We start from the raw sequence: 24,476 nt of genomic DNA, 5'->3' as shown, positions 1-24,476 counted from the left end.
GATGGATTACTCTTCAGAATCCCCAGCATCTGACTCATCAGCGGATTCGTTAGCAAAATCTTCGCGACGATCACGACGCTCATCTTTCGCTTTAACCATCGGTGATGCTTCAGTTACCGCGTTTTTAACGCGCATAACCATGCTACGGATAACGGCGTCGTTGAAGCGGAAGTTCGTTTCCAGCTCATCGATCGCTTCCTGCGGCGCTTCAACGTTCATCAGAACGTAATGCGCTTTGTGCAGTTTATTGATCGGGTAAGCCAGCTGACGGCGGCCCCAGTCTTCCAGACGGTGAATCGTGCCTTCTGCACCAGTGATAGCACCAGTGTAACGCTCGATCATGCCAGGAACCTGTTCGCTCTGGTCAGGATGAACCATAAATACGATTTCGTAATGACGCATCGAAATTGCTCCTTACGGATTATTCAGCCTCCTGTCGGGGTCAACCGCGGCCCATGGAAGCAAGGAACGTTATAGGCTGTGTCCCACAAAGGTTCGTTGTCACGAGCGTTTGTGGGACACAGCCTGAGAATGCGGCTGAAAAATTGACGCGTAATCATACTGGCGGCGACGGCTAAACTCAAGCGCACATTTCAACAAATGCCATCCGGCGTGCCATATACGGTAGCTTTTCGTGCTAATCATGTGAATACAGCGCGTTAAGCGGGAAAGGTTCAAAAAAGCTGATAAAGAGGTTCAGGCGGACGATCTGGCGATAATGTGCACAGTCGCTAAACTTAATGCAGACGTTGCGGTTTGGCTTATCGGCGTCTAACAGAGTGTGTTCCCTGAAGTGAGGAGTCGGGCATGAAAACGTTCGTCATCGCCACTTTACTGGGTCTCTTCCTGTCTCCACCCGCTCTTGCCAGCAATGCTGACTGTGCGCAGCAGATAAGAAGTCACAGCAGCGAAGCGGCATCGGGTTATATCTACGTTAATCGGCTGGATGCGCCACAAAAGAACCCGGTCAACGCGCCTGCCAGAGCAGCAGAGAAATCGTCTGCGCACTGGTAAGTGCCGGTAAGTTTACGGGCGGCAGATTCACTCTCCGCCCGTTCATTTTTTATAGCTGCTGTTTAAAAAAGCTGACCAGCGCCGTCAATGCTGATGGCGTGATCTTATGTCCAATCTGTTTTTCCGACAGCGAAGTCAGATGCTGCGCCAGCCCGTTGTCCCGCAGCGCCCTCTCCAGCCGGACGCTCTCCGCCCAGGGCACCACCTCATCCGCCTCACCATGCCACAACAGCAGCGGACGGTTTGCCAGTGCCTCCAGCCGGTTGCAGGGATCGTAGTCCGCCAGCGGTGCCATGCGGGCAGCAAACTGCGCTTGCTGCTCAGGCGTGTCGGCCACCAGCGGCGGAAACAGCGACTGACTGAGCTGCATAAAATAGCCCGATCCCATCAGGCAGGCGACGCTTTGAATCTGCGGATAACGCGCCATCGCGCCCAGCGCCGTCATGCCGCCCATCGACGCGCCCGCCACCGCAAAGCGCTCGCCGGCGATCAGATCGTCAGCGCGCAGCGCCGACTCCAGCAGCGGCAGCTCATCAATGTTCTGTTTCAGAATCTCCCAGAAGCGGCCAAGGCGTGCATCGGCATCGCCGTGATAGCGCGCGCCGTGCAGATCCGCATCCGGCATCACCGCCCGGAACCCCGCCTGAGCCAGCGCGACAGCGAAGTAGGCGTAGACCTCTTTTGAAGAGGTAAAGCCGTGATAAAACAGCACGGTGGGCAGTGGCTGATGCCGTTGTCCGGCAGGCGTGGCGTGCAGGCATTCGATACCGGCCAGCGTTTCTGTGGTGAGTTCAATCATGGTCTCTCCTGAGAAGGGGCAAGGCGTGCCGATTGAGTGTACGTCTGCGGGTTAATTTACGAAATCCCCTGCTGCGTTTAGTCGCCAGATTTCGGCCTAAACTTTTCCCGCGCTTTGCCGTTGATGTTGTGTCCCCCTAATTTGATCAAAGGTAATTTATGAAGCGTCTCTCTCTCAGCGGCCTGAGTCTTGGAGTTAAGCTGTCTGTACTGACGTCTTTCAGCGTAGCGCTATTGTTGCTGGTTCTGACACTGACCCAGAGCCACACCGCCTCGCGGCAGCTGGAAAATCTCGCCATTGATGACATGCATAACCAGGTGCAGGGCATCAGTGAAATGGCCACCATGTTCAATGCTACCCTCACCGAAGAGGTGGCTCACTACACAAGTCTGTTTACCAGCTTCCTGCCTAAGCGTTTTAGCCTGGATGAAGGCTCCCGGGTGCAGGTCGGCGCCTTTTCGACGCCGGTGCTGCGCGCCGGGTTAAAAACGCTGAACCTCGACCAGACCGCGGTAGACGATTTCACAGAACGCACCGCCGCTGTGGCGACCATTTTTGTACGCGACGGCGATGATTTTATCCGTATTTCCACCTCGCTGAAAAAGCAGGATGGCAGTCGCGCGATCGGTACGCAGCTTGACCGCAACGGCGCCGCCTGGAAAAGCGTCAGTCAGGGCGACGTCTATCAGGGGCTGGCGACGCTGTTCGGCCATCGCTACATCACACAATATCAGCCGGTAAAAGATGAGAGTGGCAAGGTCGTCGCCATCCTGTTTGTCGGCGTTGGCATTGATAAGCAGTATGCGCTGATGCGTGAAAAAATCCTGGCACGCAAGCTGGGTGATAGTGGTCATTTCTTTGTGCTCAACGGCACCCCCGGCAAGACGCAGGGAGTGTATCTTTTCGATCAGCACGACGAAAGAAAACGACCCGCCTGGGATGACGCGACACTCCAGCCGCTGCTGACTCAGCCACAGGGCATGCTGCAGGCAGAGATCAACGGCGAGCAACAGATTCTGGCCTGGCAGCAGCTGCCGGGCTGGAACTGGGTGATCACCGGTGAAGTTAACCGGGCCAGCCTGCTCGCCCCGATTACACATAGCCGTAACCTGTTCCTGATAACCGGACTGATTCTGGTGGTGGTTTTTGCGCTGGGGTTTGTCTGGTACAGCCGTCGGGCGATTACCCGTCCGCTGCAGCAGGTGATCCATCTGGCGGAGCAGTATGCCGCCGGGAATCTGCAGGTCCATATGGATACCCAGCGTCGCGATGAAGTGGGCCAGTTGATCGTTGCGATCAACGGCATTGGCGATGGCCTTGAGAAAATCGTCAGCCAGGTGCGCGGCGCGGCGCAGGAGATCAGCGACGGCACGGACACCATCGCGGCCAGCAGTCATAACATCAGCGAGCAGATCGGACGTCAGGCCAGCAGTGTGGAACAGACCTCCGCCAGCATGGAGCAGTTTGGCGCAACGGTTGAACACACCGCAGACAGCCTGCGTCAGGCGATGTCACTGGTGGCCGAAGCCAGCGATATCGTCAGTCACGGCAGCCAGACGGTGGTGCGCTCGGTCAACACCATGTCGGCAATTAAGGTTTCATCACAAAGCATTGCGGATATCACCCACGTGATTGAGTCGATCGCCTTTCAGACCAATATCCTGGCGCTGAACGCCGCCGTTGAAGCGGCACGTGCCGGGGAACAGGGCCGTGGATTTGCCGTGGTGGCTGCAGAAGTGCGTGCGCTGGCACAGCGTTCTGCGCAGGCCGCTAAAGAGATTGATGGACTGATTGCGACCTCCATCAGCAATGTAGCGGAAGGCCATCAGTTATCTGAGCAGACGCGCGATGCGATGAGCGACATTGTGACCCACATCGAGCAGGTGCAGGCGCTGATGGGCGAGATCAACGTCGCGGCGCAGCAGCAGGCGGCAGGCATCGGCCAGGTTAATCTGGCGATGAACCAGATCAGCCAGGCAACTCACCAGAACAGCGAACTGGTGACACAGGCGGAAAACAGCGCGCAGAACCTGAGTGATAAAGGGCATCACCTGACCCAGCTGGTCAGTGTATTTAGCCTTAAATCCTGACGCCATTCAGGGCGATGGCATACACTTAATGCTTCGTCCTGAAAGAGGGTTTTGCTATGCGTTTCGCTTATTTACTGATGATAAGCCTGCTGCTGGCAGGCTGTTCCGCGCTTGATACCACGCCAAAAGCACCGCCCGCGCCGACGCAACAGGCGCAGGAAATTTCACGGGCGCAGAGTGGCGGTTTGCCGAAGCTGGGCAATATTACCGTTAACGTGCGCGGCTCACCGGATGATGCCGGGCGGGCCGTGGCCACCCGGGCTAACCAGGCCGGTGCGGCTTACTATCAGATCGTGGCGCTGAGTGAAACAGTGATGCCCGGTCTCTGGTACGCCAGCGCGATTCTTTACGGCGCATCACCTGCCACAGGCGCGGGCCAGTAAACGGTCTGTGATTGCTGTCTCAAGCGGGCGGGAGCCACGTCGATCGAGCCACTGCTGGCACCAGGCATCCGCCAGCGGTGGTTCGCCATATTTCAGTAGCTGAGCGCCTGTCGCAAGCTGCAGCAGCGTGCGGGTCACCTCGCGCGCCTGCTCTTCGGGGACTTTGCTCATTCGCAGCCGTAACTGACGCCAGCGCGCATCGAAATGACGATTACTCCCTTTCACCGCTTCAAATTCCTGACTCAGCATCTCCGAAACCTCTGCCTGACGGGTGAGCACGCGCAGTACGTCAAGACACATCACGTTGCCCGCCCCTTCCCAGATGCTGTTGACCGGTATGTCACGATAGAGGCGCGGCAGCTCGCTCGCTTCGCAGTAGCCGATGCCCCCCAGCACTTCCATCGACTCCGCGACGAACGGGGCACCCGCTTTGCAGATCTGATATTTTGCAGCCGGAGTTAATAAGCGGGCAAACGTGACCTCATGCGGTTTTGCCGGTTGTGACCAGGCGCGCGCCAGCCGCATCAGCAGCGCGGTTTGCCCCTCCAGCTGCAGCGCCTGCTGTGCCAGAACCTGACGCATCAGCGGCTGATCCACCAGGTTTTTCCCCATCACCTGGCGCTGATGTGCATGCCAGAGTGCCACCGAGAATGCACGCCGCATCTGGCCATGACTGCCGAGTGCGCAGTCGAAGCGCGTCATACCGCCCATTTTAAGGATCAGCCGCACGCCTTCGCCCTCTTCTCCCAGCAGCCAGCCGGTCGCATCGCGAAACTCCACCTCACAACTGGCATTTGAGCGATTACCAAGCTTATCTTTAAGCTGCTCAAGCTGGATGGCGTTGCGTGACCCGTCAGGCAACAGGCGCGGCAGGAAGAAACAGCTTAATCCGGCCGGCGTCTGCGCCAGCACCAGATGCGCATCGCTCTGCGGCACCGAGAAGAACCATTTGTGGCCGGTCAGCAGGTAGGCTTCACCCGGGCCGCGCGCGCCCAGCGGCTCGGCCCGGGTGGTGCTGGTGAGCAGATCGCTGCCGCCCTGTTTTTCCGTCATGCCCATACCGATCAGCAGACCCCGCTTCTGGTCGCCGGGCTGCGCATGGGTGTCGTAACGATCGCTGAGCAGCGGATCGAGCCAGCCTTCGAACGCGGCGGGCAGATAAGTCTGCAACAGTGGAATGGCCGCGTGCGTCATGGTCACCGGGCAAAGCGTGCCCGCTTCAACCTGCGCGTGCAGAATAAAGCGCGCAGCCCGCGCCACGCTGGCCTGTTCACGTACTGTGGGTTGCCAGCTGAGATTGTGCAGGCGGCTGGCGCAGACACCCTGCATCAGCAGGTGCCAGGCGGGATGAAAACGGACTTCATCCATCCTTACGCCACGGGCGTCATAGCGCAGCAGTTCCGGTGGCTCCGCATTGGCGAGCCGGCCCAGCTCCAGCGACTCGGCGCTGCCCAGCTGTAGGCCTACGGAAGCCAGCCATTCCCGGTCCCATCCGGCGCCTTCGCGTGACAGTGCCTCGCCGAGCGGCGTATCAGACAGGAACAGGTTGCTGTTGCTCAGAGGATGGGGCTGATTAAAAACGGTGTGTGTTGTCCAGGTCATAACCACTCCTCGCGGATGTCACTCAGTAAGTATACCCGTCGTCTTTCAAGCTGCATTTTTGTTGGCTGCGTTCACTTACCCGAATCACTTACTCATGTAAGCTCATCGGGATTCGTTCTCTTGCCGCCTCAATGGAACCCGAAATCCTTTGGGTATATACGAATGACGCGCAGTTATGCCTGGTACAGAAACTAATTTGTGGCGAAGATCACATCAGGGATCAGGCGTTGCGCTGACGCACCGCTTCAAACAGGCAGACACCCGTAGCAACCGAGACATTCAGCGAAGAGACGCTGCCCGCCATCGGAATGCTGATCAGCTCATCGCAATGCTCACGGGTCAGACGACGCATGCCTTCCCCTTCCGCGCCCATCACCAGCGCCATCGGACCGGTCATTTTGCTCTGGAAGACAGTATGATCAGCTTCACCTGCGGTACCGACAACCCAGATGTTGTACTCCTGCAGCAGACGCAGGGTACGTGCCAGGTTGGTGACGCGGATCAACGGCACATTCTCTGCCGCGCCGCTGGCCACTTTTTTGGCCGTTGCATTCAGGGGCGCAGAACGATCTTTCGGCACGATAATCGCGTGAACACCGGCCGCATCGGCACTGCGCAGGCAGGCACCCAGATTGTGCGGATCGGTGACCCCGTCCAGCACCAGCAGGAAGGGTTTGTCCAGGCTCTGCAGCAGATCCGGCAGATCGCCTTCCTGATACTGACGACCCGGTTTTACCCGCGCCACAATACCCTGATGTACACCGCCTTCAACCTGGCTGTCGAGCCACTTACGCTCGGCCAGCTGAATCACGACCCCCTGAGCTTCCAGCGCGGCGACCACGGGTTGCAGGCGACGATCGTCGCGGCCTTTGAGGATAAAGACTTCCTGGAAACGTTGTGGATCACGTTCCAGCAGCGCCTGCACGGCATGGATACCAAAAATAATTTCGCTCATCGATCTGCTCAGTGTTTGGAAATGAATGAATGACCGCCCTTTCTCAGTGAGAAAGGGCGGGTGCGCGCATCAGTCAGGCTGCGCCTTTTTTCTGGCGCGCTTCGCCCGGGTGGCGGCGGCGATTTTACGGGTTTTTTCCGAGACGTTTTTACTTTTATTCTCGGTATTTGCAGCGGCGGGCTTACCCTTGTCGCCCCGGAAAGCGGCGTCCGGCTCGAAGTTGGACTTCTTGCTCGCATCACGACGGCGTTTCGCTGGCGCTTTGTCGTCACGCTTCGCCCGGTCACGTGCGGTTTTGCCTTCACCACGTACCTGACGCTGGCTGGAGATCAGGGCAAAGTCGATTTTACGCTCATCCATATGGACGGCTTCAACACGCACTTCAACCGTGTCACCCAGACGATAGGTGCGACCGCCCGATTCACCGATCAGACGCTGACCTACCGGGTCAAAACGATAGTAATCGTTGTCGAGCGTCGAAACGTGGACCAGACCATCAATGAACAGATCGCTTAGGCGTACAAAGAAGCCAAATCCGGTCACGCTGGAGATGACGCCGTTGAAGACGTTGCCAACCTGATCCTGCATGAAGTCACACTTGAGCCAGTCCGCGACGTCACGGGTCGCTTCATCGGCGCGGCGTTCGGTCAGAGAACAGTGCAGGCCCAGTTGCAGCATCTGCGGCATGTCGTAGTGATAGCCACCGGTTGCTGTCGTCATATCTTTGGCGACGCTGCGATCTCTCGGCATCAGGTATTTAATAGCGCGCTGTACCAGGCCTTTACCTTCATCCTGCTCTTTTGCCAGCAGATATTTGATGGCGCGATGCAGCGTCAGATCCGGGTAACGACGGATTGGCGAGGTAAAGTGCGCATACGACGAGAGTGCCAGACCAAAGTGACCACGGTTTTCCGGGTCGTAAACGGCCTGCTTCATCGAACGCAGCAGCATGGTTTGCAGCATTTCCGCATCAGGACGATCGGCAACCTGCTTCAGCAGCGCCGCATAGTCGATTGGCTGCGGTTTGTTGCCGCCAGGCAGACTCAGTCCCAGCTCGTTGAGCACGGTACGGAAGCTCTTGATGCTTTCGTCAGTCGGGCGATCGTGATCGCGGAACAGCGCCGGTTCCTGATTTTTCTCAACGAAGCGTGCCGAGGCGATGTTAGCAAGGATCATGCACTCTTCGATCAGCTTATGAGCGTCATTACGTGACACTCGCTCAACACGCTCAATACGGCGCTCGGCGTTGAAGATAAACTTCGCCTCTTCCGTTTCAAACGAGATACCGCCGCGCTCTTCACGAGCGGCTTCCAGCGCATGATAGAGGTTGTTCAGCTCTTCAAGGTCTTTAACCAGCGGCGCATACTGCTGACGCAGCTCTTTGTCGCCCTGCAGGATGTTCCAGACTTTGTTGTAGGTCAGACGCGCATGGGAGTTCATCACCGCTTCGTAGTGCTTGAAGCCGGTCAGTTTACCTTTGGTCGAGATGGTCATCTCGCACACCATACAGAGGCGATCGACCTGTGGGTTAAGCGAACATAAGCCATTCGACAGCACTTCCGGCAGCATCGGCACAACCTGCGACGGGAAGTAGACCGAGGTTCCGCGCTGATGCGCTTCGTCATCCAGTGGAGTGCCAGGACGGACGTAATAGCTGACATCCGCGATAGCCACCCACAGGCGCCATCCGCCACCGCGCTTCTTCTCACAGTAAACAGCATCATCAAAGTCACGGGCATCTTCACCATCGATGGTGACCAGCGGCAGCTTACGCAGATCGACGCGGCCTTTTTTGGCCTCTTCCGGGACTTCTTCTTTCAGTTTACTGACCTGAGCTTCCACTTCCGGCGGCCAGGTGTGCGGGATTTCATGCGTACGCAGCGCCATATCCACGGCCAGGCTGGTGCCCATATCATCGCCCAGAATCTCGGCGATTTTACCGATCGCTTTGCTGCGACGGTTCGGACGCTGGACCAGCTCAACCACCACCACGGAACCCATGCGGGCATTCATCGTCTCTTCAGGCGGGATGAGGATGTCAAAACTCAGGCGACTATCGTCCGGCACCACGAAGCCGGCACCGGCATCGGTAAAGTAACGGCCAACGATCTGATTGTTGCGGGGTTCCTGCACCCGGACCACGCGCGCTTCGCGGCGGCCTTTGCGATCGGCACCCAGCGGCTGCGCCAGGATTACGTCACCGTGCATACAGAATTTCATCTGTTCTGCGGAAAGGTAGAGGTCATCTTTCTGACCTTCTGCCCGCAGGAAGCCGTAGCCGTCTCGGTGGCCAATGACTTTACCGCGCAGGAGATCAAGACGTTCAGGCAGGGCATAACACTGACGGCGGGTGAACACCAGCTGACCATCACGCTCCATGGCGCGAAGGCGGCGACGCAGCGCCTCAAGGTGTTCTTCTTCCTGCAGATTCATCTCTTCAGCCAGCTCTTCACGGCTGGCCGGTTTTTCACGTTTTTCTAACAGAGCCAGAATAAATTCACGGCTCGGAATAGGATTTTCGTATTTTTCAGCTTCTCTATCCTGAAAAGGATCTTTTGACATAGCGGTTCCTCCGATGTCATTTAATATTTATTTCCACCGGCGATCTGGACAAGATGATCTCATAAAGTGGTGTATTTCCTTCGACCAGATCTGCCAACGTATAGCTATCCAGTTCCTGCAAAAATCGCTGCACCGCATCATGTAACGCCTGCTTCAGACGACAGGCTGGCGAGATGGAACAGGACGCGCAATCCACTAATTGTAGTGGTTCCATCTTACGTACCACGTCGCCAATGACAATCTGACGAGCTGGCATACCCAGACGAATGCCCCCGTTTTTACCACGCGTTGCGGCGACATAGCCCGCCCGGCTCAGCTGATTGATGATTTTGACCATATGATTACGGGACAAACCATAAGTGTTCGTCACTTCCGTAATATTGGTCTGCTGACCTTCCGGCAACGATGCCAGATAAATCAGTGCCCGTAAGCCATAATCAGTAAAACTCGTGAGCTGCACAGTAACCTCAGTGAACCTTCAGACGCGGCGTGACCTTATCCGCCCTGTGATTGATGCCAGGATTAAATCGGATCGCCATTCGATTAGCTACGATGATAAACCAGAGTCTGTCTGGCCGTGCGCTTTTTTAAGCCAGCAGAAGGTTTGACAAGCGAAGGGAGGTTAAGTGGCATCAAAGAATGGAAAAACAAGGGCCGGACAACGTCCGGCCTGAATGATTACGCGTCGAACGGGTCGCGCAGAATCATTGTTTCACTGCGGTCAGGGCCGGTAGAGATGATATCAATCGGCACCCCTGTTACCTCTTCCACACGCTTGATGTAGTCACGCGCGGCCTGAGGCAAACCTTCCAGCGTCTTGACGCCAAACGTTGTCTCGCTCCAGCCTGGCAGGGTTTCGTAGATCGGCTCAATGCCTTCCCAGTTCTCTGCCGCCAGTGGCGTGGTGGTCACTTCGCGGCCATCAGGCATACGATAAGCCACACAGATCTTCACCTCTTTCAGGCCATCCAGCACGTCCAGCTTGGTCATGCAGAAACCTGACAGGGAGTTAATCTGGACCGCGCGGCGAACCGCTACCGCATCCAGCCAGCCGGTACGACGACGGCGACCGGTGGTCGCACCAAACTCATTACCCTGCGCACAGAGGAATTCGCCGGTTTCATCGAACAGCTCGGTCGGGAACGGGCCTGCGCCAACGCGGGTTGAGTAAGCTTTCACGATACCCAGCACGTAGTCGACATAACGCGGGCCAATGCCTGAACCGGTCGCTACGCCACCTGCGGTAGTGTTGGATGAGGTCACGTACGGATAGGTACCGTGATCGATATCCAGCAGCGTACCCTGTGCACCTTCGAACATAATCAGATCGCCACGCTTACGCGCGACGTCCAGCAGTTCAGAGACGTCAACGACCATGCCAGTCAGGATGTCAGCGACTTCCATCACATCACTCAGGACTTTATCGAAGTCGACTGCCGGCTCTTTGTAGTACTCCACCAGCTGGAAGTTGTAGAAATCGACCACTTCTTTCAGCTTGGCAGCAAAGGTTTCTTTGTTGAACAGGTCGCTGACGCGCAGTGCACGGCGAGCGACTTTATCTTCATAAGCCGGTCCGATGCCACGACCAGTAGTACCAATCGCTTTGGCGCCACGAGCACGTTCACGCGCCATATCCATCGCAACATGATATTGCAGGATCAGCGGACAGGCTTCAGAAATCAGCAGACGTTCGCGTACCGGAATCCCGCGCGCTTCCAGGCCTTTCATCTCTTTCATTAAGGCTTCAGGAGAGAGCACTACGCCGTTACCAATGATGCTGGTGACGTTATCGCGCAGAATGCCAGAAGGGATCAGGTGGAGGACGGTTTTTTCACCGTTGATGACAAGCGTGTGGCCCGCATTGTGGCCGCCTTGATAACGCACAACGTAATTCGCGCGCTCAGTCAGAAGGTCTACAATCTTACCTTTACCTTCGTCACCCCATTGGGTGCCCAGTACGACGACGTTCTTACCCATTTCTCAAAATCACCGATTGCTTAAAAAAGGATTCTACCATCTGATCCCGTGGTTTTCAGCACTTTTAGCATACGATTGCGCGCTTTTTTGCCTGAGTTTTGATCACTACAACATGTTGGGGATAATAGCGTTGAAAGGCACAATTTAGCCGGTCTGAACGTGAGCCTCAGAGGTTACCGTGCAGGCTGAGCATGCAGTAAATCACCATACCAGCAACGACCAGCCCGCCACCAAAGCGGTGCAGCAGACGATCGGGCAATCGCGTCATCGTCAGGATCATGCGTCGCCAGGCGCGCGGAATAAACATCGGTCCCAACCCTTCCAGCACTAACACCAGCGCCAGCGCCATCCAGATGCTTGTTTTCATTCTGATACCCAAAAAAAAGGGCCGACAACATTGTCGGCCCACAGGTTATATCAGTTCTTAGCGTGTCGCGTTAGAGGGCGCCTTCATATATCGGAAGAAGTCGCTATCCGGGCTTAACACCATCACATCCTGATCGCTATTGAAGCTGTTTTCATATGCACGCAGGCTACGAATAAAGGCATAGAAGTCCGGATCTTTGCTGAACGAATCGGCAAACAACCGCGCCGTTTCCGCATCACCGTCACCGCGTGTAATCAGCGCTTCACGCTGGGCTTCAGCCAGAGTACGGGTAACCTGGTAATCGGCCTGGGCGCGCAGTTTTTCCGCCTCTTCCTGACCCTGTGAACGCTGGCTACGCGCTACCGCTTCACGCTCAGCACGCATACGGTTGAAGATCGCATCAGACACTTCGGTCGGCAGGTTGATCTGCTTGATGCGCACATCCACCACCTGAATACCTAACGCCGCCATACTGTTCGGGTTCGGTGCTGGCTCGCTGCTGTTGGTTTCACGCTCGACACGGGCCGCTGCACTGGCAATCGCGTCATCAGCCGCAGGGGTTGCGATTTCATCATCGTTGCCTGCAGAGCCGGTATTCAGCGCGTCACGCACATCGGTGGTCAGACGACCACGGGAGTCCGTTACGATATCTTTCACATCCAGACGGCCCATTTCAGAACGCAAGCGGTCACTGAACTTACGTTTCAGCAGCACTTCCGCCTGAGAGACATCACCGCCACCGGTGGCCAGGTAGTAGCGACTGAAGTCGCTGATACGCCACTTGATGTAGGAGTCCACGATCAGATCTTTCTTCTCTTTGGTGACGAAGCGATCGGCCTGGTTATCCATGGTCTGGATACGCGCATCCAGTGTTTTAACCGTTTCCAGGAATGGAATCTTGAAATGCAGACCCGGCTCAAACACCTGCGGTTTGTTTTCGCCGTCGCGCAGGACTTTACCGAAGCGCAGAACAATGCCTCGCTGCCCTTCCTGCACCACAAACAGGGACGCATAGAGCGCCACCAGCACGACAATGATTAAAAATACTATTGGCTTACGCATCGATTACTCTCTCCCTTCGCGCTGGCTGTCGCTGCGCTGAGCATTCGCCCGACGCTGATCCATGATATTGTCCGGACTGTATGACGACGTGTCATTGCGGCTGGCACTGCTATCGGAGCGCGCAGGCAGCGAAGAACCATTCGCGCCTTTCTGACCATTCTGGCCCGATGAAGTCTGACCGCCACGCATCAGTTGATCCAGCGGCAGCACCATCAGGTTATTACCCCGATCGTTAACCAGTACTTTGCGGGTATGGCTCAGCACACGTTCCATGGTCTCGATATAGAGACGCTCTTTGGTGATTTCGGGCGCAGCTTTATACTCAGGCAGGATCTTGGCGAAACGCGCCACCTCACCCTGCGCTTCCAGCACGGTACGCTCTTTGTAAGCGCGTGCCTCTTCCAGAATACGTTGCGCCTGGCCGTTAGCACGAGGCTGAACTTCGTTGGCGTAAGCTTCGGCTTCACGAACGTACTGCTCGCGGTTTTCGCGTGCGGCAATCGCGTCATCAAATGCAGACTTCACCTCTTCCGGCGGACGTGCAGCCTGGAAGTTGACGTCCAGCACCGCGATCCCCATGTTATAAGGGCGAATCGTCTCGTCGATTTCACGCTGGGTATCGCTACGAACCACGGTACGACCTTCGGTCAGGATGCGGTCCATGGTAGAGCGACCAATCACGCCGCGCAGCGCGCTGTCGGTAGCCTGACGCAGGCTGTCGTCCGCGCTGGTCACAGCATAAAGATAACGTTCCGGATCGGTCACGCGGTACTGCACGTTCATTTCCACGCGCACCACGTTCTCATCAGAAGTCAGCATGACGCCAGAAGCAGCCAGTTCACGCACCGATTCAACGTTAACCGCACGCACCTGATCAACGAATGTCGGCTTCCAGTTCAGACCAGGTTCGACCAGGTGACTGAATTTACCGAAGCGCGTCACCACGCCACGTTCCGCTTCTTTGATGGTGTAGAAACCGCTTGCAGCCCAGATGACTACAGCAGCAACAGCCACGATACCAACAATTTTGCCACCGCTGCCGGAGCCGCGCTGACCGTTGTCGTTCTGTTTGCCACCGCCCAGTCCACCAAGCTTCTTGCTCAGCTTACGGAAGATATCATCCAGATCAGGAGGCCCGGATTCCCGTCCTCCCTTATTCCCCCCAGAGTTGCCGCCTTGATTATTGCTGCTTCCCCACGGGTCGCGGTCCTGTCCGTTATTTCCGGGCTGATTCCACGCCATGTTTCTACTCCATTTATTGTAATTACGATTTTTACCCTTCAGCTTTCGGATTGCAGCGGTGTTGGCTGCCTTCGCTCACCCTGGTCACTTACCTGCGTAAGCTCCCGGGGATTCACTCAGTTGCCGCCTTGCTGAAATCCGAAATACTCGGGTAACTCCAGCGTATTCGGGTCTGCAAAGAAAGTGCGACAATCTTCAATTTTTAAGGTAAATGCGTTTGGGCAATATCAAACAATGTAACTGGTCAGCGACGGTTCCTGCTTACATAAACGCATCCACTCAATAATGGGCATACGTATCTGCAATCCTACACTGCCGTCTTCTTCATTCCACTCTTTCTCAATCGCCTGCAGCTGATAGAAACGGCTGCGAAGTCGCCCCGCTTCCGGTGGCAGACGTAATGCGTGCTGGGCTATTTCACCCGCCAGACGCTCAGACAGCGCCTGCCATAGCAACGGAATGCCTGCGCCTGTCTGGGCGGAAAGCCAGACGCGGATTGGCAGGTTCTCTTCGTTACGATCGATACGCGGTTCAAATCCGTCGAGCATATCGATTTTATTCATCACCAGTAACGTCGGGATTTCGTCCGCTTCAATTTCTTCCAGTACGGCATCGACGGCGGCGATATTTTCCGTGACGCGAAGGTCAGCCCCATCAATCACGTGCATTAACAGCGTCGCCTGACGTGTCTCCTGCAGCGTGGCTTTAAAAGCGGCAACCAGATCGTGAGGAAGATGGCGAATAAAGCCTACCGTGTCCGCCAGTACCACGTCCCCGACATCAGCAACATTCAAACGGCGCAGTGTAGGGTCGAGCGTCGCAAACAGCTGGTCTGCGGCAAAGACGTTGGCGGAGGTCATGGCGTTAAAGAGGGTCGACTTGCCGGCGTTGGTGTAACCCACCAGCGAAACCGTTGGCACATCCGCTTTGGCTCGTGACTGACGTCCCTGCTCACGCTGTTTTTCAACTCGCTCAAGACGAGACAAAATCTGACTGATACGGCCGCGCAGCAGTCGGCGGTCCGTTTCTAACTGCGTTTCACCCGGGCCACGTAAACCAATCCCGCCTTTCTGGCGTTCAAGGTGGGTCCAGCCGCGCACCAGACGTGTCGCAAGATGGCGCAGCTGTGCCAGCTCAACCTGCAATTTACCTTCGTGGGTACGTGCGCGTTGGGCAAAGATATCCAGAATTAAACCGGTGCGATCAATGACCCGGCATTCGCACAGGCGCTCGAGGTTTCTTTCCTGAGCGGGCGTAAGGGCATGATCGAATAATACGACCGATGCTCCTGTTGTTTTTACCGCATCGGCAATTTCAACGGCCTTTCCTTCACCGACAAAATACTTGGGATGTGGCGCTTTGCGGCTGCCAGTAACCACTTGCAGCGCCTCAACGCCAGCAGAAGAGACCAGGGTTTCAAACTCCTGCAAATCTTCTACTTCTTTGTCTTGGGAGAACCAGATGTGTACCAGTACGGCCTGCTCACCGGCTTCATAACGGTCAAACAAGCTATAACCTCGCTAAATAAAAGACCAGGACGGAAAACTTTTGTTCTCCGTTCCTGGCTGTACGGTGACGCGTTATTCTGCGTTATCACCGTCTTGTTGTGGCTGTGGCTGCGCAGTTGTGTTGCTGCCGCCATGATGGTAATTGTTGCTGCCGCCACCGGTATTATTGCTATGGTGAGAAACCGGGCGTGAAGGAACAACGGTAGAAATGGCATGCTTATACACCATCTGACTCACCGTGTTTTTCAACAAAATGACGAACTGATCAAATGACTCAATCTGACCCTGCAACTTAATACCGTTAACCAGATAAATCGAAACCGGAACACGTTCACGACGCAGTGCGTTCAAAAACGGGTCTTGTAATGATTGCCCCTTAGCCATTCTATCTTTTCCTTATATGCTTGTTGTTTGTTGCAAGTAGAACCTATGGTTCTGAAAAAAACTGCGTAAAAATTTGCGCACGATAACCCATCAATTGTACACAATCACCCATGCTTCGCACTAAGAACCTGTAACACTGTATCACGCGCCAGCCGGGGCTCGTCACTGTCAAGCCAGTGAACATTTTCCCAACCGCGTAACCAGGTCATCTGTCGCTTAGCAAGCTGCCGGGTTGCGCAAATTCCCCGATAAACCATCTCGCTGTAATCGATTTCGCCCGATAAATAAGACCACATCTGACGATAGCCAACACAACGAATGGAAGGCATGTCCGTATGCAAATCACCTCGTGCAAAAAGGGCCCGAGACTCCGCTTCAAATCCTGACGCCAACATCTGCTCAAAACGCAACGCGATGCGCTGGTGCAGCAATTCACGGCTCGCGGGGGCGATGGCAAACTGTTGCACGTCGTAGGGTAACGCTTCACCGGATGTTTTTGTCAGTTCCGTTAAAGTTTTACCCGAAATAAAAAAAACTTCCAGTGCTCGCGAAAGTCTCTGCGGATCATTCGGATGAATACGACTGCCGGCAACCGGGTCGATTTCACACAGCTGGCGGTGTAAAGCTTCCCAGCCTTTTTCACGCGCCGTTTGCTCTATCCGCTGACGAACGTCGGGATCGGCCGAGGGCAACGGCGACAATCCTTCAAGTAACGCCTTGAAGTAGAGCATGGTTCCACCAACAAGCAACGGTATTCGTCCGGCTTCAACGATCTCCGCCATTTCTGCTAAAGCATCCCGCCGGAACTCCGCAGCCGAATAGGCTTCAGCGGGATCGCGAATGTCGAGCAGACGATGGGGTGCCACTGCTAACTCCTCAGCCGACGGTTTCGCCGTACCAATATCCATCTGACGATAGATTAAGGCAGAGTCTACGCTGATTAGTTCCACTGGTAACCGCTTACGCAATTCAATTGCTAAAGCGGTCTTGCCAGAAGCCGTGGGTCCCATCAAAAAAATAGCCTTTGGCCGGCCAGCCTGGTTTAATTCACTCATGCTTCAACGCGTTGATCGCGCTCTCAATCTCTATGGGCTGTAATAAGCCTGAAGGCGGCGATTTCAGGAGCTGTGGGCAAAGCCGTTCAAGCTCTGCCAGCAGGTTGATCGCCTGTGAGTGATTCCAGTCGGAGGACTCTGTATCCTGACGCCGTGCCAGCCACTGGGCCAGTTGCGTCGCAGAGATCTCCTGCTGCCGGGCGAGATAGCCTAACAGCTCAGGAATCAAGATTTGTAAATTTTGTGTTCGTAACGGTAAAGGCACCGCGCGTAAGGTCACGTGGTCACCTTCGGGCTGAAGATCAATACCCATCTGATTGAGCAGGCTGCTCTTTTCTTTTGCGGCCTGCCGTTCATCCAGGGCGATTTTGAGCCGCACCGGAATCAGCAGGGGTTGCGGTTTAAGCCCCTCTTCACCCGGTTCAAGCTGCGCCTGTTTCAGCCAGCGCGCCGCGACCGGCAGCGCCATCAGCATTAACTTCTGATCCTGCTCCAGCAGCGCATAGTGTTTTTGCAACACGGTCAGTACCCGGCCAAAACTCTGGGCATGCGCGGCCAGCGGCGAGGGTTTTTCGGCCGCACGCGGTGCCGGTTCACGGTTTTTTGGCGGCGGCGTGGCGCTGACAGGCGTTTTCAGCAACTGCTGATAAACCGCGCCTTCACGCTGACGATACGCGTTCTCTTTGTTTTGCCAGGCCGGCGCCGCTGCGGGCGGTGTTTGCCGTGTGGAGGCTGAAGATTGATTCTCGATGGCGGGCGTTGAAGGCTGCGCAAAATGATTACCCCCCGCCGCCTGACGGTTTTCAGGCTGCCAGCGCGCTGCGGCTTCTTCTGCCTGCAGCGCAGGCAAAACGGGTGACGCTATCGCCTGTAACGCGCTGACCACGCCCTGATAAATAAAATCATGCACCAGGCGTGACTGATGAAAACGTACTTCATGCTTGGCCGGGTGAACGTTAACATCCACCTGATGCGGATCGATCTCCAGATAGAGCACGTAAGCGGGCTGCTGGTCATCCTGAAGCTGGGTCTGGAAAGCCTGGCGGATAGCGTGATTAATCAGCTTGTCGCGCATCATCCGGCCATTGACGTAGCAATATTGTAACTCGGTGACCTGGCGCGAACCGGCAGGATCGGCGACCCAGCCGCGCAGCGAGAGATCATCATGCTGCCAGTCAATTCGCAGCGCATGCTGAATAAACGTGGTGCCGCAGATAGCCGCCAGCCGCCGTTCGCGCTGGCTCTCCTCGCTGACGGCCCGATACTGACGCATCATTTTGCCGTTGTGGCTCAGTGAAAGCGCGACATCAAAACGCGCCAGTGCAATACGACGGATCACTTCGTCGATATGACCGAACTCGGTTTTCTCTGTGCGCATAAATTTGCGGCGCGCCGGGGTGTTATAAAACAGATCCAGCACTTCGAGCGTGGTCCCACAGGGATGCGCAGCCGGTTTAACCGTTACCGTCATATCACGCCCTTCCGCATAGGCCTGCCAGGCTTCGGTTTGATCGGCGGTACGTGAGGTTAAGGTCAGGCGGGAGACAGAACTGATACTGGCGAGCGCTTCACCGCGAAAACCCAGGCTCATGATCGCTTCCAGGTCATCCAGTGAGGCGATTTTACTGGTGGCGTGTCGGGCCAGCGCCATCGACAGCTCGCTTTTCACGATGCCGCAGCCGTTGTCACGAATGCGGATAAGCTTTGCGCCACCCTTTTCAATATCAACGTCAATGCGCGTTGCACCAGCATCCAAACTGTTCTCCACCAGCTCTTTTACAACCGATGCAGGACGTTCAACCACTTCACCCGCCGCAATCTGGTTTGCCAGTTGGGGCGGTAAAATTTGTATCGGCATGGTTTTCCTTTTAGCTGGCCGCCCGGCGCAGCGGCCGGGCAAACAATCAGGATGCAGGGATTTTCAGGTTCTGCCCCAACATGACGTTGGTCGATTTCAGATTATTGGTCTGCATTATCGCTTTCGGGCTGACGCCATAATGTGCGGCAATGCCGGTCAGTGAATCGCCCACGACCACTTTATGACGTACAACGCCGCGTGGCGTGGCGCGCGTGGTGCGGCTGGCGGCCGCACTGGCCGGCACTTTCAATCGCTGTCCAACCCATACCACATCCCGCTTCAGGGTGTTCATTTCACGCAGGGTCGACATGCTGACGCCATACTTCGCGGCAATCCCGGAAAGTGTCTCACCGCGCGTTACCGTATGGCGCTGAGTTACGCCAGTATATTGCGTCACCCCGGTCGCCGGGTTGCTGGCGACGTTAACCGCTGGCGACGAGCCCAGCGGCCGGTTTTCCTCCTTTGGGATGGATTGCAGCGGGTGCGCCAGGAAATAAGTGCGCAGACCTTTATAGATCGACTGCGCAATCTTATCCTGGTGTGCGCTACTGCCAAGCAGTCGCTCCTCCGAGGAATTACTGATAAAGCCGGTTTCCACCAGCAAAGAAGGAATATCGGGTGAACGCAGCACGCCAAGACTGGCATGCTCAGGCAGACGTTTATGCAGCGACGTCACGCTGCGCATCTGCTGCAACACTTTCTGGGCGATGTCATAACCGACCCGCTGCGAGTGACCGAATTGCAGGTCAAGTACCGCCTGGCTGAGGTAGGGGTCGGCCTGACTGTTAGCCAGCAGGTCACCTGCGCCGCCCAGCAGCTCAGACTGTTTCTCTTTCTGCTCCAGCCAGTTAGCCATCTCGTTATTGGCCCGGCGGTTTGATAATACCCAGACCGATGCACCGGTCGCCGCATGGCTCGGCGCGGCGTCAGCATGAATTGATACCAGCACATTGGCGTTGGCTTTACGCGCCACGTCGGAGCGGCCCATAACCGAGATAAAATAGTCGCCATCACGCGTCAGGACGCCTTTGAACATCGGATCGTTATTCAGCAACACCCGCAGTTTACGTGCAATCGCGATCGTGACGTTCTTCTCTTTCAGCCCGCGCTGCCCGATAGCGCCGGGATCCTGACCGCCATGTCCGGCATCAATCGCCACAATCACGGTATCATTCTGGCTGACGGCCCGGCCAGGACTCACGGTGCTGGCTGTGCTGGTCACGGACGTCACCGGATTCGAATTAAAGGGGTTAGCCGCTGCGGCACTCTGGGTGGGCACGCGCGTCGGGGCCGTTACCGGCGCAGGCACACTGCGCTTAACAGCAGGCGGCTTACCGGTAATGGTGAAGACCACGCTGTAGCTGTTGCCATTGCGCTGGGTGACCGCCCGGGTTTTACCCGCCTGCGTCAGCTCAAACACCAGCCGCACGCTCTGTTTATCTTTAGGGGTGCTGGTGCGAATTCGCTTTACGATGTTTTCGCCGCTGAAATTTAACGGCAGGCCCTGAACCACGCCGCTCTGGCGCACATCAAGCACCACACGGTCAGGATTGCGCAGCGGGAAGAAGCCATAGACAGGCTGTCCGGCAAAATTCAGGGTGATGGTTGCCTGGCTGTCGCCATTGGCGACTTTGATGTCTGACAGGGTGGCGGCAAACAGGGGTGTAGAGACCAGCAGCAACAGTGTCACCAGCGCTATTTTCATCCGTGACATCATGCCTGATCCCTGCCCTGACCAAATTGTTCAAGCCATTGCTGGCCCGACGAGGATTGTGCGGTCAGTTCCGCTTCACGCGCGTCACCCACGTAACGCAGCGTTAGTGTGAGATCGGGCGGCGGCAGAAAACCGGCGCCCTGCTGCGGCCATTCGACCAGGCAGATAGCATCGCCGCTGAAATAGTCGCGGATGCCCATGAATTCAAGCTCTTCGGGATCGGCAAGACGATAGAGGTCGAAGTGATAAAGTGTGCGGTCGTCCAGCGTGTAAGGCTCAACCAGCGTGTAAGTGGGGCTTTTGACGTTGCCCTGATGGCCCAGCGCCTGCAGAAAGCCGCGGCTGAAGGTGGTTTTACCCGCCCCCAGATCGCCATAGAGATAAATCACTGCCGCGCTGCCACAGGCGCGCGCCAGCTGAGCGCCCAAACTGAGCGTAGCCGCCTCATCGGGCAAAGAGATAACACAGGTCTTCATGCTTCTTTATTCATCTCAGGATTAACAAACTGCCACAGCAGATCCAGTAAATCAGTTGCCAGCATACCGCGCGTACCACGTTGCGCAGCGACCGCATCGGCCGCGGCACCATGTGCAACGCAACCGGCGCAGGCCGCATCAAACAGCGTCAGTTTCTGGCCCACCAGCGAGGCGATGATTCCACTCAGGAGATCGCCCATACCGCCGGAGGCCATTCCGGCATTGCCCACGTCAGCAAAGGCCATTTCACCCTGCTCGCTGGCAATCAGCGTACCGGCACCTTTCAGTACCACTACGCCGCCATAACGCTGCGCCAATGTCTGCGCTGCATGTAAGCGGTCACTCTCAATTTCACTAGTCTCGGTATTCAGCAAACGCGCCGCTTCACCAGGATGCGGCGTAATAATGCGATTCTGACGTTTCTCCGCACTGATTGCCAGCAGGTTAAGCGCATCCGCGTCCCAAAGCATCGGCTTTTCACTGCCCGCTACCTGCTTCAGCGCCCGCTTTCCCCATTCGCGCTGACCCAGACCGGGCCCTATCGCAATGACATCGGCCCACTCCAGCGCCTCCGTCAGGCGCTCATCGGTCAGTTCATCGACCATAATTTCGGGCCGGGCGGTCAGGATTGGAATAATATTATCTTTGTGAGTAAGTACTCGCACTAACCCACTACCGCTGCGCAACGCCGCTTCTGCCGTCATCCGCACCGCGCCAGCAGTACCGGCATCGCCCCCCACTACCAACAGCCGGCCGTGACTGCCCTTGTGCGAGGTTGGTTTGCGCGGCTTGAGCCAGCGGGTTAATGCGCTGGCATCATAACGCGCGATGGGAGCCCCTTCGCCCGCCAGAAAAGCGGCCAGGCCGAGATCGGCATAGTAAAGCTCTCCAATGTAATCTCGCGCTTTGCCAGTGATCTGGCCCGGTTTAAGAGCGACCACACTCAGCGTATGGCTGGCATTAATTACTTCGCCGGGCGCGGTGCCATTGCCGGCTGATAAGCCGGAAGGCATATCAATGGCAAGTTTCGGCGCCGCATGGGCGTTCGCCCGCTGGATCAGCGTGGCATAGGGTTCTTCGGGCGCACGATTACTGCCGGTTCCCAGCAGCGCATCCACAATCACATCGATCTGCTCTGGCCAGGCCGCATCGGCCGCATGAATTTCACCGCCCGCATCCAGCCACGCGTCACGTGCACGCTGCGCCTCTTCCGGCAACGCTTTTTCACTTTCGCACGCCAGCAGCGTAACGGTTTTGCCCGCCGCCTGTCCCAGTCGCGCCAGCACATAACCATCGCCACCGTTGTTGCCGTGACCACACAGAATCAGCCAGTGGCTGGCCTCTGGCCAGTGCGCCGTCAGATGCTCGTAAGCGGCCTGTCCGGCACGCAGCATCAGCTCATACAGCGTAATGCCGAGCGCATCGGCCCCTTGTTGCTCAAGCTGGGCCACAGCCTGCGCAGGCCAGACAGAATATGGTAAACTGCGGCTGTTTTTCTTCGAATCCTGGTTACTCATGTCATACCCTCTCGATCTTCATCAATTCGCACAACAGATTAAACAGTGGGGATTGGATCTCGGCTTTCAGCAGGTCGGCATCACCGATACCGATCTCAGTGCGGAAGAGCCGCGCCTGCAGGCGTGGCTGGATAAGCAGTATCATGGCGAGATGGAGTGGATGGCGCGACACGGCATGATGCGGGCGCGTCCTCATGAACTGCTGCCCGGCACACTGCGCGTTATCAGCGTTCGCATGAACTACCTTCCGGCCAAAGCCGCCTTTGCCAGCACGTTGAAAAATCCCCAGCTGGGCTATGTCAGCCGTTATGCATTAGGTCGTGATTACCACAAAGTATTGCGCAATCGACTGAAAAAGCTCGGAGAAATGATCCAGCAGCAGTGTGGCGAGCTTAATTTTCGCCCGTTTGTGGATTCGGCCCCGCTGCTTGAGCGGCCGCTGGCGGCCAAAGCGGGACTCGGCTGGACCGGAAAACATTCGCTGATACTGAATCGGGAAGCTGGCTCGTGGTTTTTCCTCGGCGAACTGCTGATCGATATTCCGCTGCCGGTAGACACACCGCAGCAGGAGCAGTGTGGCCGCTGTGTCGCCTGCATGACTATCTGCCCCACCAGCGCGATCGTTGAGCCCTACGTCGTGGATGCCAGACGCTGTATTTCCTATCTCACCATTGAGCTGGAAGGCGCGATCCCGGAAGAGTTTCGCCCGCTGATGGGCAACCGGATATATGGCTGTGATGACTGCCAGCTGATCTGTCCGTGGAATCGCTATGGACAACTCAGTGACGAAAGCGACTTTTCACCGCGAGCGGCGCTACATGCCCCTGAGCTGATCGATCTGTTTCAATGGGATGAAGCGAAGTTTTTACGCATCACTGAAGGCTCAGCGATTCGCCGCATTGGTCATTTACGCTGGCTGCGTAATATTGCAGTGGCGTTGGGTAACGCGCCCTGGTCGCCCGAAATCGTTCAGGTACTGGAACAACGACTCGGTGAAAGTGACCTGCTGGATGAACATATTCTGTGGGCAATCACGCAGCAGCAGCAGAAACGAGAGCAACTCGTGGTTGAAGTGCAACCGGCCCAGCAGAAGCGCCTGGTTCGTGCAGTAGAGAAGGGTTTACCGCGTGATGCGTGATTGAACAGCCTGATCGCGAATTATCGTTTTCCACATGCTGTGAATAAAAATAAAAAGCTGTTGTCATTCAACTGCAACAACGCTGATTTTGCTGTTAAATAACAAATTGAAATATTTTCATAATTATAAATATCAACAACTTATATAAAAGTTGTGTTTATTTAATAATGAGGCTATCGCTTCGGTTAACCTGTGAGACTGTGGATAACTCTGTTCAAAAGCCATTTACAGATCGCCGTAACAGGCGCAGACGATGGGGTGCAGTGCTGTGGATAACCTTCATGAAACAATCACAATCACGCGACGTAAAACAGTCGGATAACGGACTGAAATGAGGGTGATGTTAAATCTGGAGCGGGAAACGAGACTCGAACTCGCGACCCCGACCTTGGCAAGGTCGTGCTCTACCAACTGAGCTATTCCCGCATAGAAGGGCACTGCTAAATAAAACTGGAGCGGGAAACGAGACTCGAACTCGCGACCCCGACCTTGGCAAGGTCGTGCTCTACCAACTGAGCTATTCCCGCAAAGAGGGTACTGCTTACATTTTAAAACTGGAGCGGGAAACGAGACTCGAACTCGCGACCCCGACCTTGGCAAGGTCGTGCTCTACCAACTGAGCTATTCCCGCGCCTTGTACCGTTAATAAATTCTTCACCGGTACGGGGTGCGCATTATACGAGAAATCGTTGCTGCTGCAAGCGTCTGAAAGCAAAAATTTTCGCTTTCCGCGCGTTTGCTGATTAAATCAGCAACATGGTGATTTCATGCGC

Annotated in this window: 21 protein-coding genes and 3 tRNA genes; 4 read left to right on the top strand and 20 right to left on the bottom strand. The window is 56.1% G+C overall.

Annotated elements, in window-relative coordinates; genetic code table 11:
• Positions 1-6: 6 nt before the first annotated feature.
• Entirely contained in the window at positions 7-402 is a 396-nt protein-coding gene (gene rpsF, locus EPG66_RS14970) for a 30S ribosomal protein S6 (protein ID WP_003855334.1), read from the bottom strand.
• Positions 403-807: 405 nt separating this feature from the next.
• On the opposite strand from rpsF, the gene EPG66_RS14965 reads away from it, so the two are divergent.
• A complete protein-coding gene (locus tag EPG66_RS14965) occupies positions 808-1,014 on the top strand; it encodes a hypothetical protein (RefSeq protein ID WP_010256150.1) in 207 nt (68 codons plus the stop codon).
• A gap of 49 nt (positions 1,015-1,063) precedes the next feature.
• Here EPG66_RS14965 and yjfP read toward each other — a convergent pair whose 3' ends face one another.
• Positions 1,064-1,813 carry an esterase gene (gene yjfP, locus EPG66_RS14960; protein WP_064704059.1) on the bottom strand — a complete coding sequence of 250 codons (750 nt, stop codon included), beginning with the start codon at positions 1,811-1,813 and terminating at the stop codon, positions 1,064-1,066.
• 158 nt (positions 1,814-1,971) lie between these two features.
• On the opposite strand from yjfP, the gene EPG66_RS14955 reads away from it, so the two are divergent.
• Both EPG66_RS14955 and bsmA read left to right on the top strand, forming a co-directional pair.
• Entirely contained in the window at positions 1,972-3,903 is a 1,932-nt protein-coding gene (locus EPG66_RS14955; RefSeq protein WP_182687375.1) for a methyl-accepting chemotaxis protein, read from the top strand.
• A 56-nt stretch (positions 3,904-3,959) separates the two neighbouring features.
• Positions 3,960-4,286, top strand: a complete 327-nt coding sequence (gene bsmA, locus EPG66_RS14950) for a biofilm peroxide resistance protein BsmA (RefSeq protein WP_031592741.1) — start codon at positions 3,960-3,962, stop codon at positions 4,284-4,286.
• Here bsmA and EPG66_RS14945 read toward each other — a convergent pair.
• The 15 genes from EPG66_RS14945 to nnr all read right to left on the bottom strand — a co-directional run bounded on the left by EPG66_RS14945 (position 4,260) and on the right by nnr (position 22,565).
• Positions 4,260-5,888: an isovaleryl-CoA dehydrogenase gene (locus EPG66_RS14945; RefSeq protein ID WP_182687373.1), complete on the bottom strand. Its 1,629-nt coding sequence runs from the start codon at positions 5,886-5,888 to the stop codon at positions 4,260-4,262. The genes bsmA and EPG66_RS14945 overlap by 27 nt on opposite strands.
• A 220-nt stretch (positions 5,889-6,108) precedes the next feature.
• Positions 6,109-6,843 carry a 23S rRNA (guanosine(2251)-2'-O)-methyltransferase RlmB gene (gene rlmB / locus EPG66_RS14940; protein ID WP_010699804.1) on the bottom strand — a complete coding sequence of 245 codons (735 nt, stop codon included), beginning with the start codon at positions 6,841-6,843 and terminating at the stop codon, positions 6,109-6,111.
• 69 nt (positions 6,844-6,912) lie between these two features.
• Positions 6,913-9,405 carry a ribonuclease R gene (gene rnr, locus EPG66_RS14935; protein ID WP_010256132.1) on the bottom strand — a complete coding sequence of 831 codons (2,493 nt, stop codon included), beginning with the start codon at positions 9,403-9,405 and terminating at the stop codon, positions 6,913-6,915.
• A gap of 16 nt (positions 9,406-9,421) precedes the next feature.
• Positions 9,422-9,865: a nitric oxide-sensing transcriptional repressor NsrR gene (gene nsrR, locus EPG66_RS14930; protein ID WP_031592739.1), complete on the bottom strand. Its 444-nt coding sequence runs from the start codon at positions 9,863-9,865 to the stop codon at positions 9,422-9,424.
• A gap of 218 nt (positions 9,866-10,083) precedes the next feature.
• Complete coding sequence (locus EPG66_RS14925; RefSeq protein WP_031592738.1) at positions 10,084-11,382, bottom strand: adenylosuccinate synthase; 1,299 nt, start codon at positions 11,380-11,382, stop codon at positions 10,084-10,086.
• 166 nt (positions 11,383-11,548) lie between these two features.
• Positions 11,549-11,749: a DUF2065 domain-containing protein gene (locus EPG66_RS14920; RefSeq protein ID WP_182687371.1), complete on the bottom strand. Its 201-nt coding sequence runs from the start codon at positions 11,747-11,749 to the stop codon at positions 11,549-11,551.
• A gap of 57 nt (positions 11,750-11,806) precedes the next feature.
• Positions 11,807-12,811: a protease modulator HflC gene (gene hflC, locus EPG66_RS14915; RefSeq protein WP_010256123.1), complete on the bottom strand. Its 1,005-nt coding sequence runs from the start codon at positions 12,809-12,811 to the stop codon at positions 11,807-11,809.
• 3 nt (positions 12,812-12,814) lie between these two features.
• Complete coding sequence (hflK, locus tag EPG66_RS14910) at positions 12,815-14,053, bottom strand: FtsH protease activity modulator HflK (protein WP_022623936.1); 1,239 nt, start codon at positions 14,051-14,053, stop codon at positions 12,815-12,817.
• 227 nt (positions 14,054-14,280) lie between these two features.
• Positions 14,281-15,561 carry a ribosome rescue GTPase HflX gene (gene hflX / locus EPG66_RS14905; RefSeq protein ID WP_010256119.1) on the bottom strand — a complete coding sequence of 427 codons (1,281 nt, stop codon included), beginning with the start codon at positions 15,559-15,561 and terminating at the stop codon, positions 14,281-14,283.
• 72 nt (positions 15,562-15,633) lie between these two features.
• Positions 15,634-15,945 carry an RNA chaperone Hfq gene (gene hfq, locus EPG66_RS14900; protein WP_010256116.1) on the bottom strand — a complete coding sequence of 104 codons (312 nt, stop codon included), beginning with the start codon at positions 15,943-15,945 and terminating at the stop codon, positions 15,634-15,636.
• 104 nt (positions 15,946-16,049) lie between these two features.
• A complete protein-coding gene (gene miaA, locus EPG66_RS14895; protein ID WP_031592737.1) occupies positions 16,050-17,000 on the bottom strand; it encodes a tRNA (adenosine(37)-N6)-dimethylallyltransferase MiaA in 951 nt (316 codons plus the stop codon).
• Positions 16,993-18,858, bottom strand: coding sequence for a DNA mismatch repair endonuclease MutL (gene mutL, locus EPG66_RS14890; RefSeq protein WP_182687369.1), 1,866 nt, complete (start codon positions 18,856-18,858; stop codon positions 16,993-16,995). Before mutL ends, miaA begins: the two co-directional genes overlap by 8 nt.
• Positions 18,859-18,904: 46 nt before the next feature.
• Positions 18,905-20,575, bottom strand: a complete 1,671-nt coding sequence (amiB, locus tag EPG66_RS14885) for an N-acetylmuramoyl-L-alanine amidase AmiB (protein ID WP_039390551.1) — start codon at positions 20,573-20,575, stop codon at positions 18,905-18,907.
• Entirely contained in the window at positions 20,572-21,048 is a 477-nt protein-coding gene (tsaE, locus tag EPG66_RS14880) for a tRNA (adenosine(37)-N6)-threonylcarbamoyltransferase complex ATPase subunit type 1 TsaE (protein ID WP_031592733.1), read from the bottom strand. Before tsaE ends, amiB begins: the two co-directional genes overlap by 4 nt.
• Complete coding sequence (gene nnr, locus EPG66_RS14875) at positions 21,045-22,565, bottom strand: bifunctional ADP-dependent NAD(P)H-hydrate dehydratase/NAD(P)H-hydrate epimerase (RefSeq protein ID WP_074399997.1); 1,521 nt, start codon at positions 22,563-22,565, stop codon at positions 21,045-21,047. The genes tsaE and nnr overlap by 4 nt, the downstream gene beginning before the upstream one ends.
• Here nnr and queG point away from each other — a divergent pair.
• Complete coding sequence (gene queG / locus EPG66_RS14870) at positions 22,564-23,703, top strand: tRNA epoxyqueuosine(34) reductase QueG (protein ID WP_031592730.1); 1,140 nt, start codon at positions 22,564-22,566, stop codon at positions 23,701-23,703. The genes nnr and queG overlap by 2 nt on opposite strands.
• A 350-nt stretch (positions 23,704-24,053) precedes the next feature.
• Here the strand turns inward: queG and EPG66_RS14865 are convergent.
• The 3 genes from EPG66_RS14865 to EPG66_RS14855 all read right to left on the bottom strand — a co-directional run bounded on the left by EPG66_RS14865 (position 24,054) and on the right by EPG66_RS14855 (position 24,334).
• Positions 24,054-24,129, bottom strand: a tRNA-Gly gene (locus EPG66_RS14865).
• A gap of 25 nt (positions 24,130-24,154) precedes the next feature.
• Positions 24,155-24,230 (bottom strand) — tRNA-Gly (locus tag EPG66_RS14860).
• Between the two features lie 28 nt (positions 24,231-24,258).
• Positions 24,259-24,334: transfer RNA gene (locus EPG66_RS14855), tRNA-Gly, on the bottom strand.
• Between the last annotated feature and the right edge of the window lie 142 nt (positions 24,335-24,476).

It is taken from the genome of Pantoea pleuroti (assembly GCF_014156615.1).
Taxonomy (GTDB): domain Bacteria; phylum Pseudomonadota; class Gammaproteobacteria; order Enterobacterales; family Enterobacteriaceae; genus Pantoea; species Pantoea agglomerans.
The sequence above is the reverse complement of the archived record's forward strand: the minus strand, read 5'-3'. Positions and strand labels throughout refer to the sequence as shown.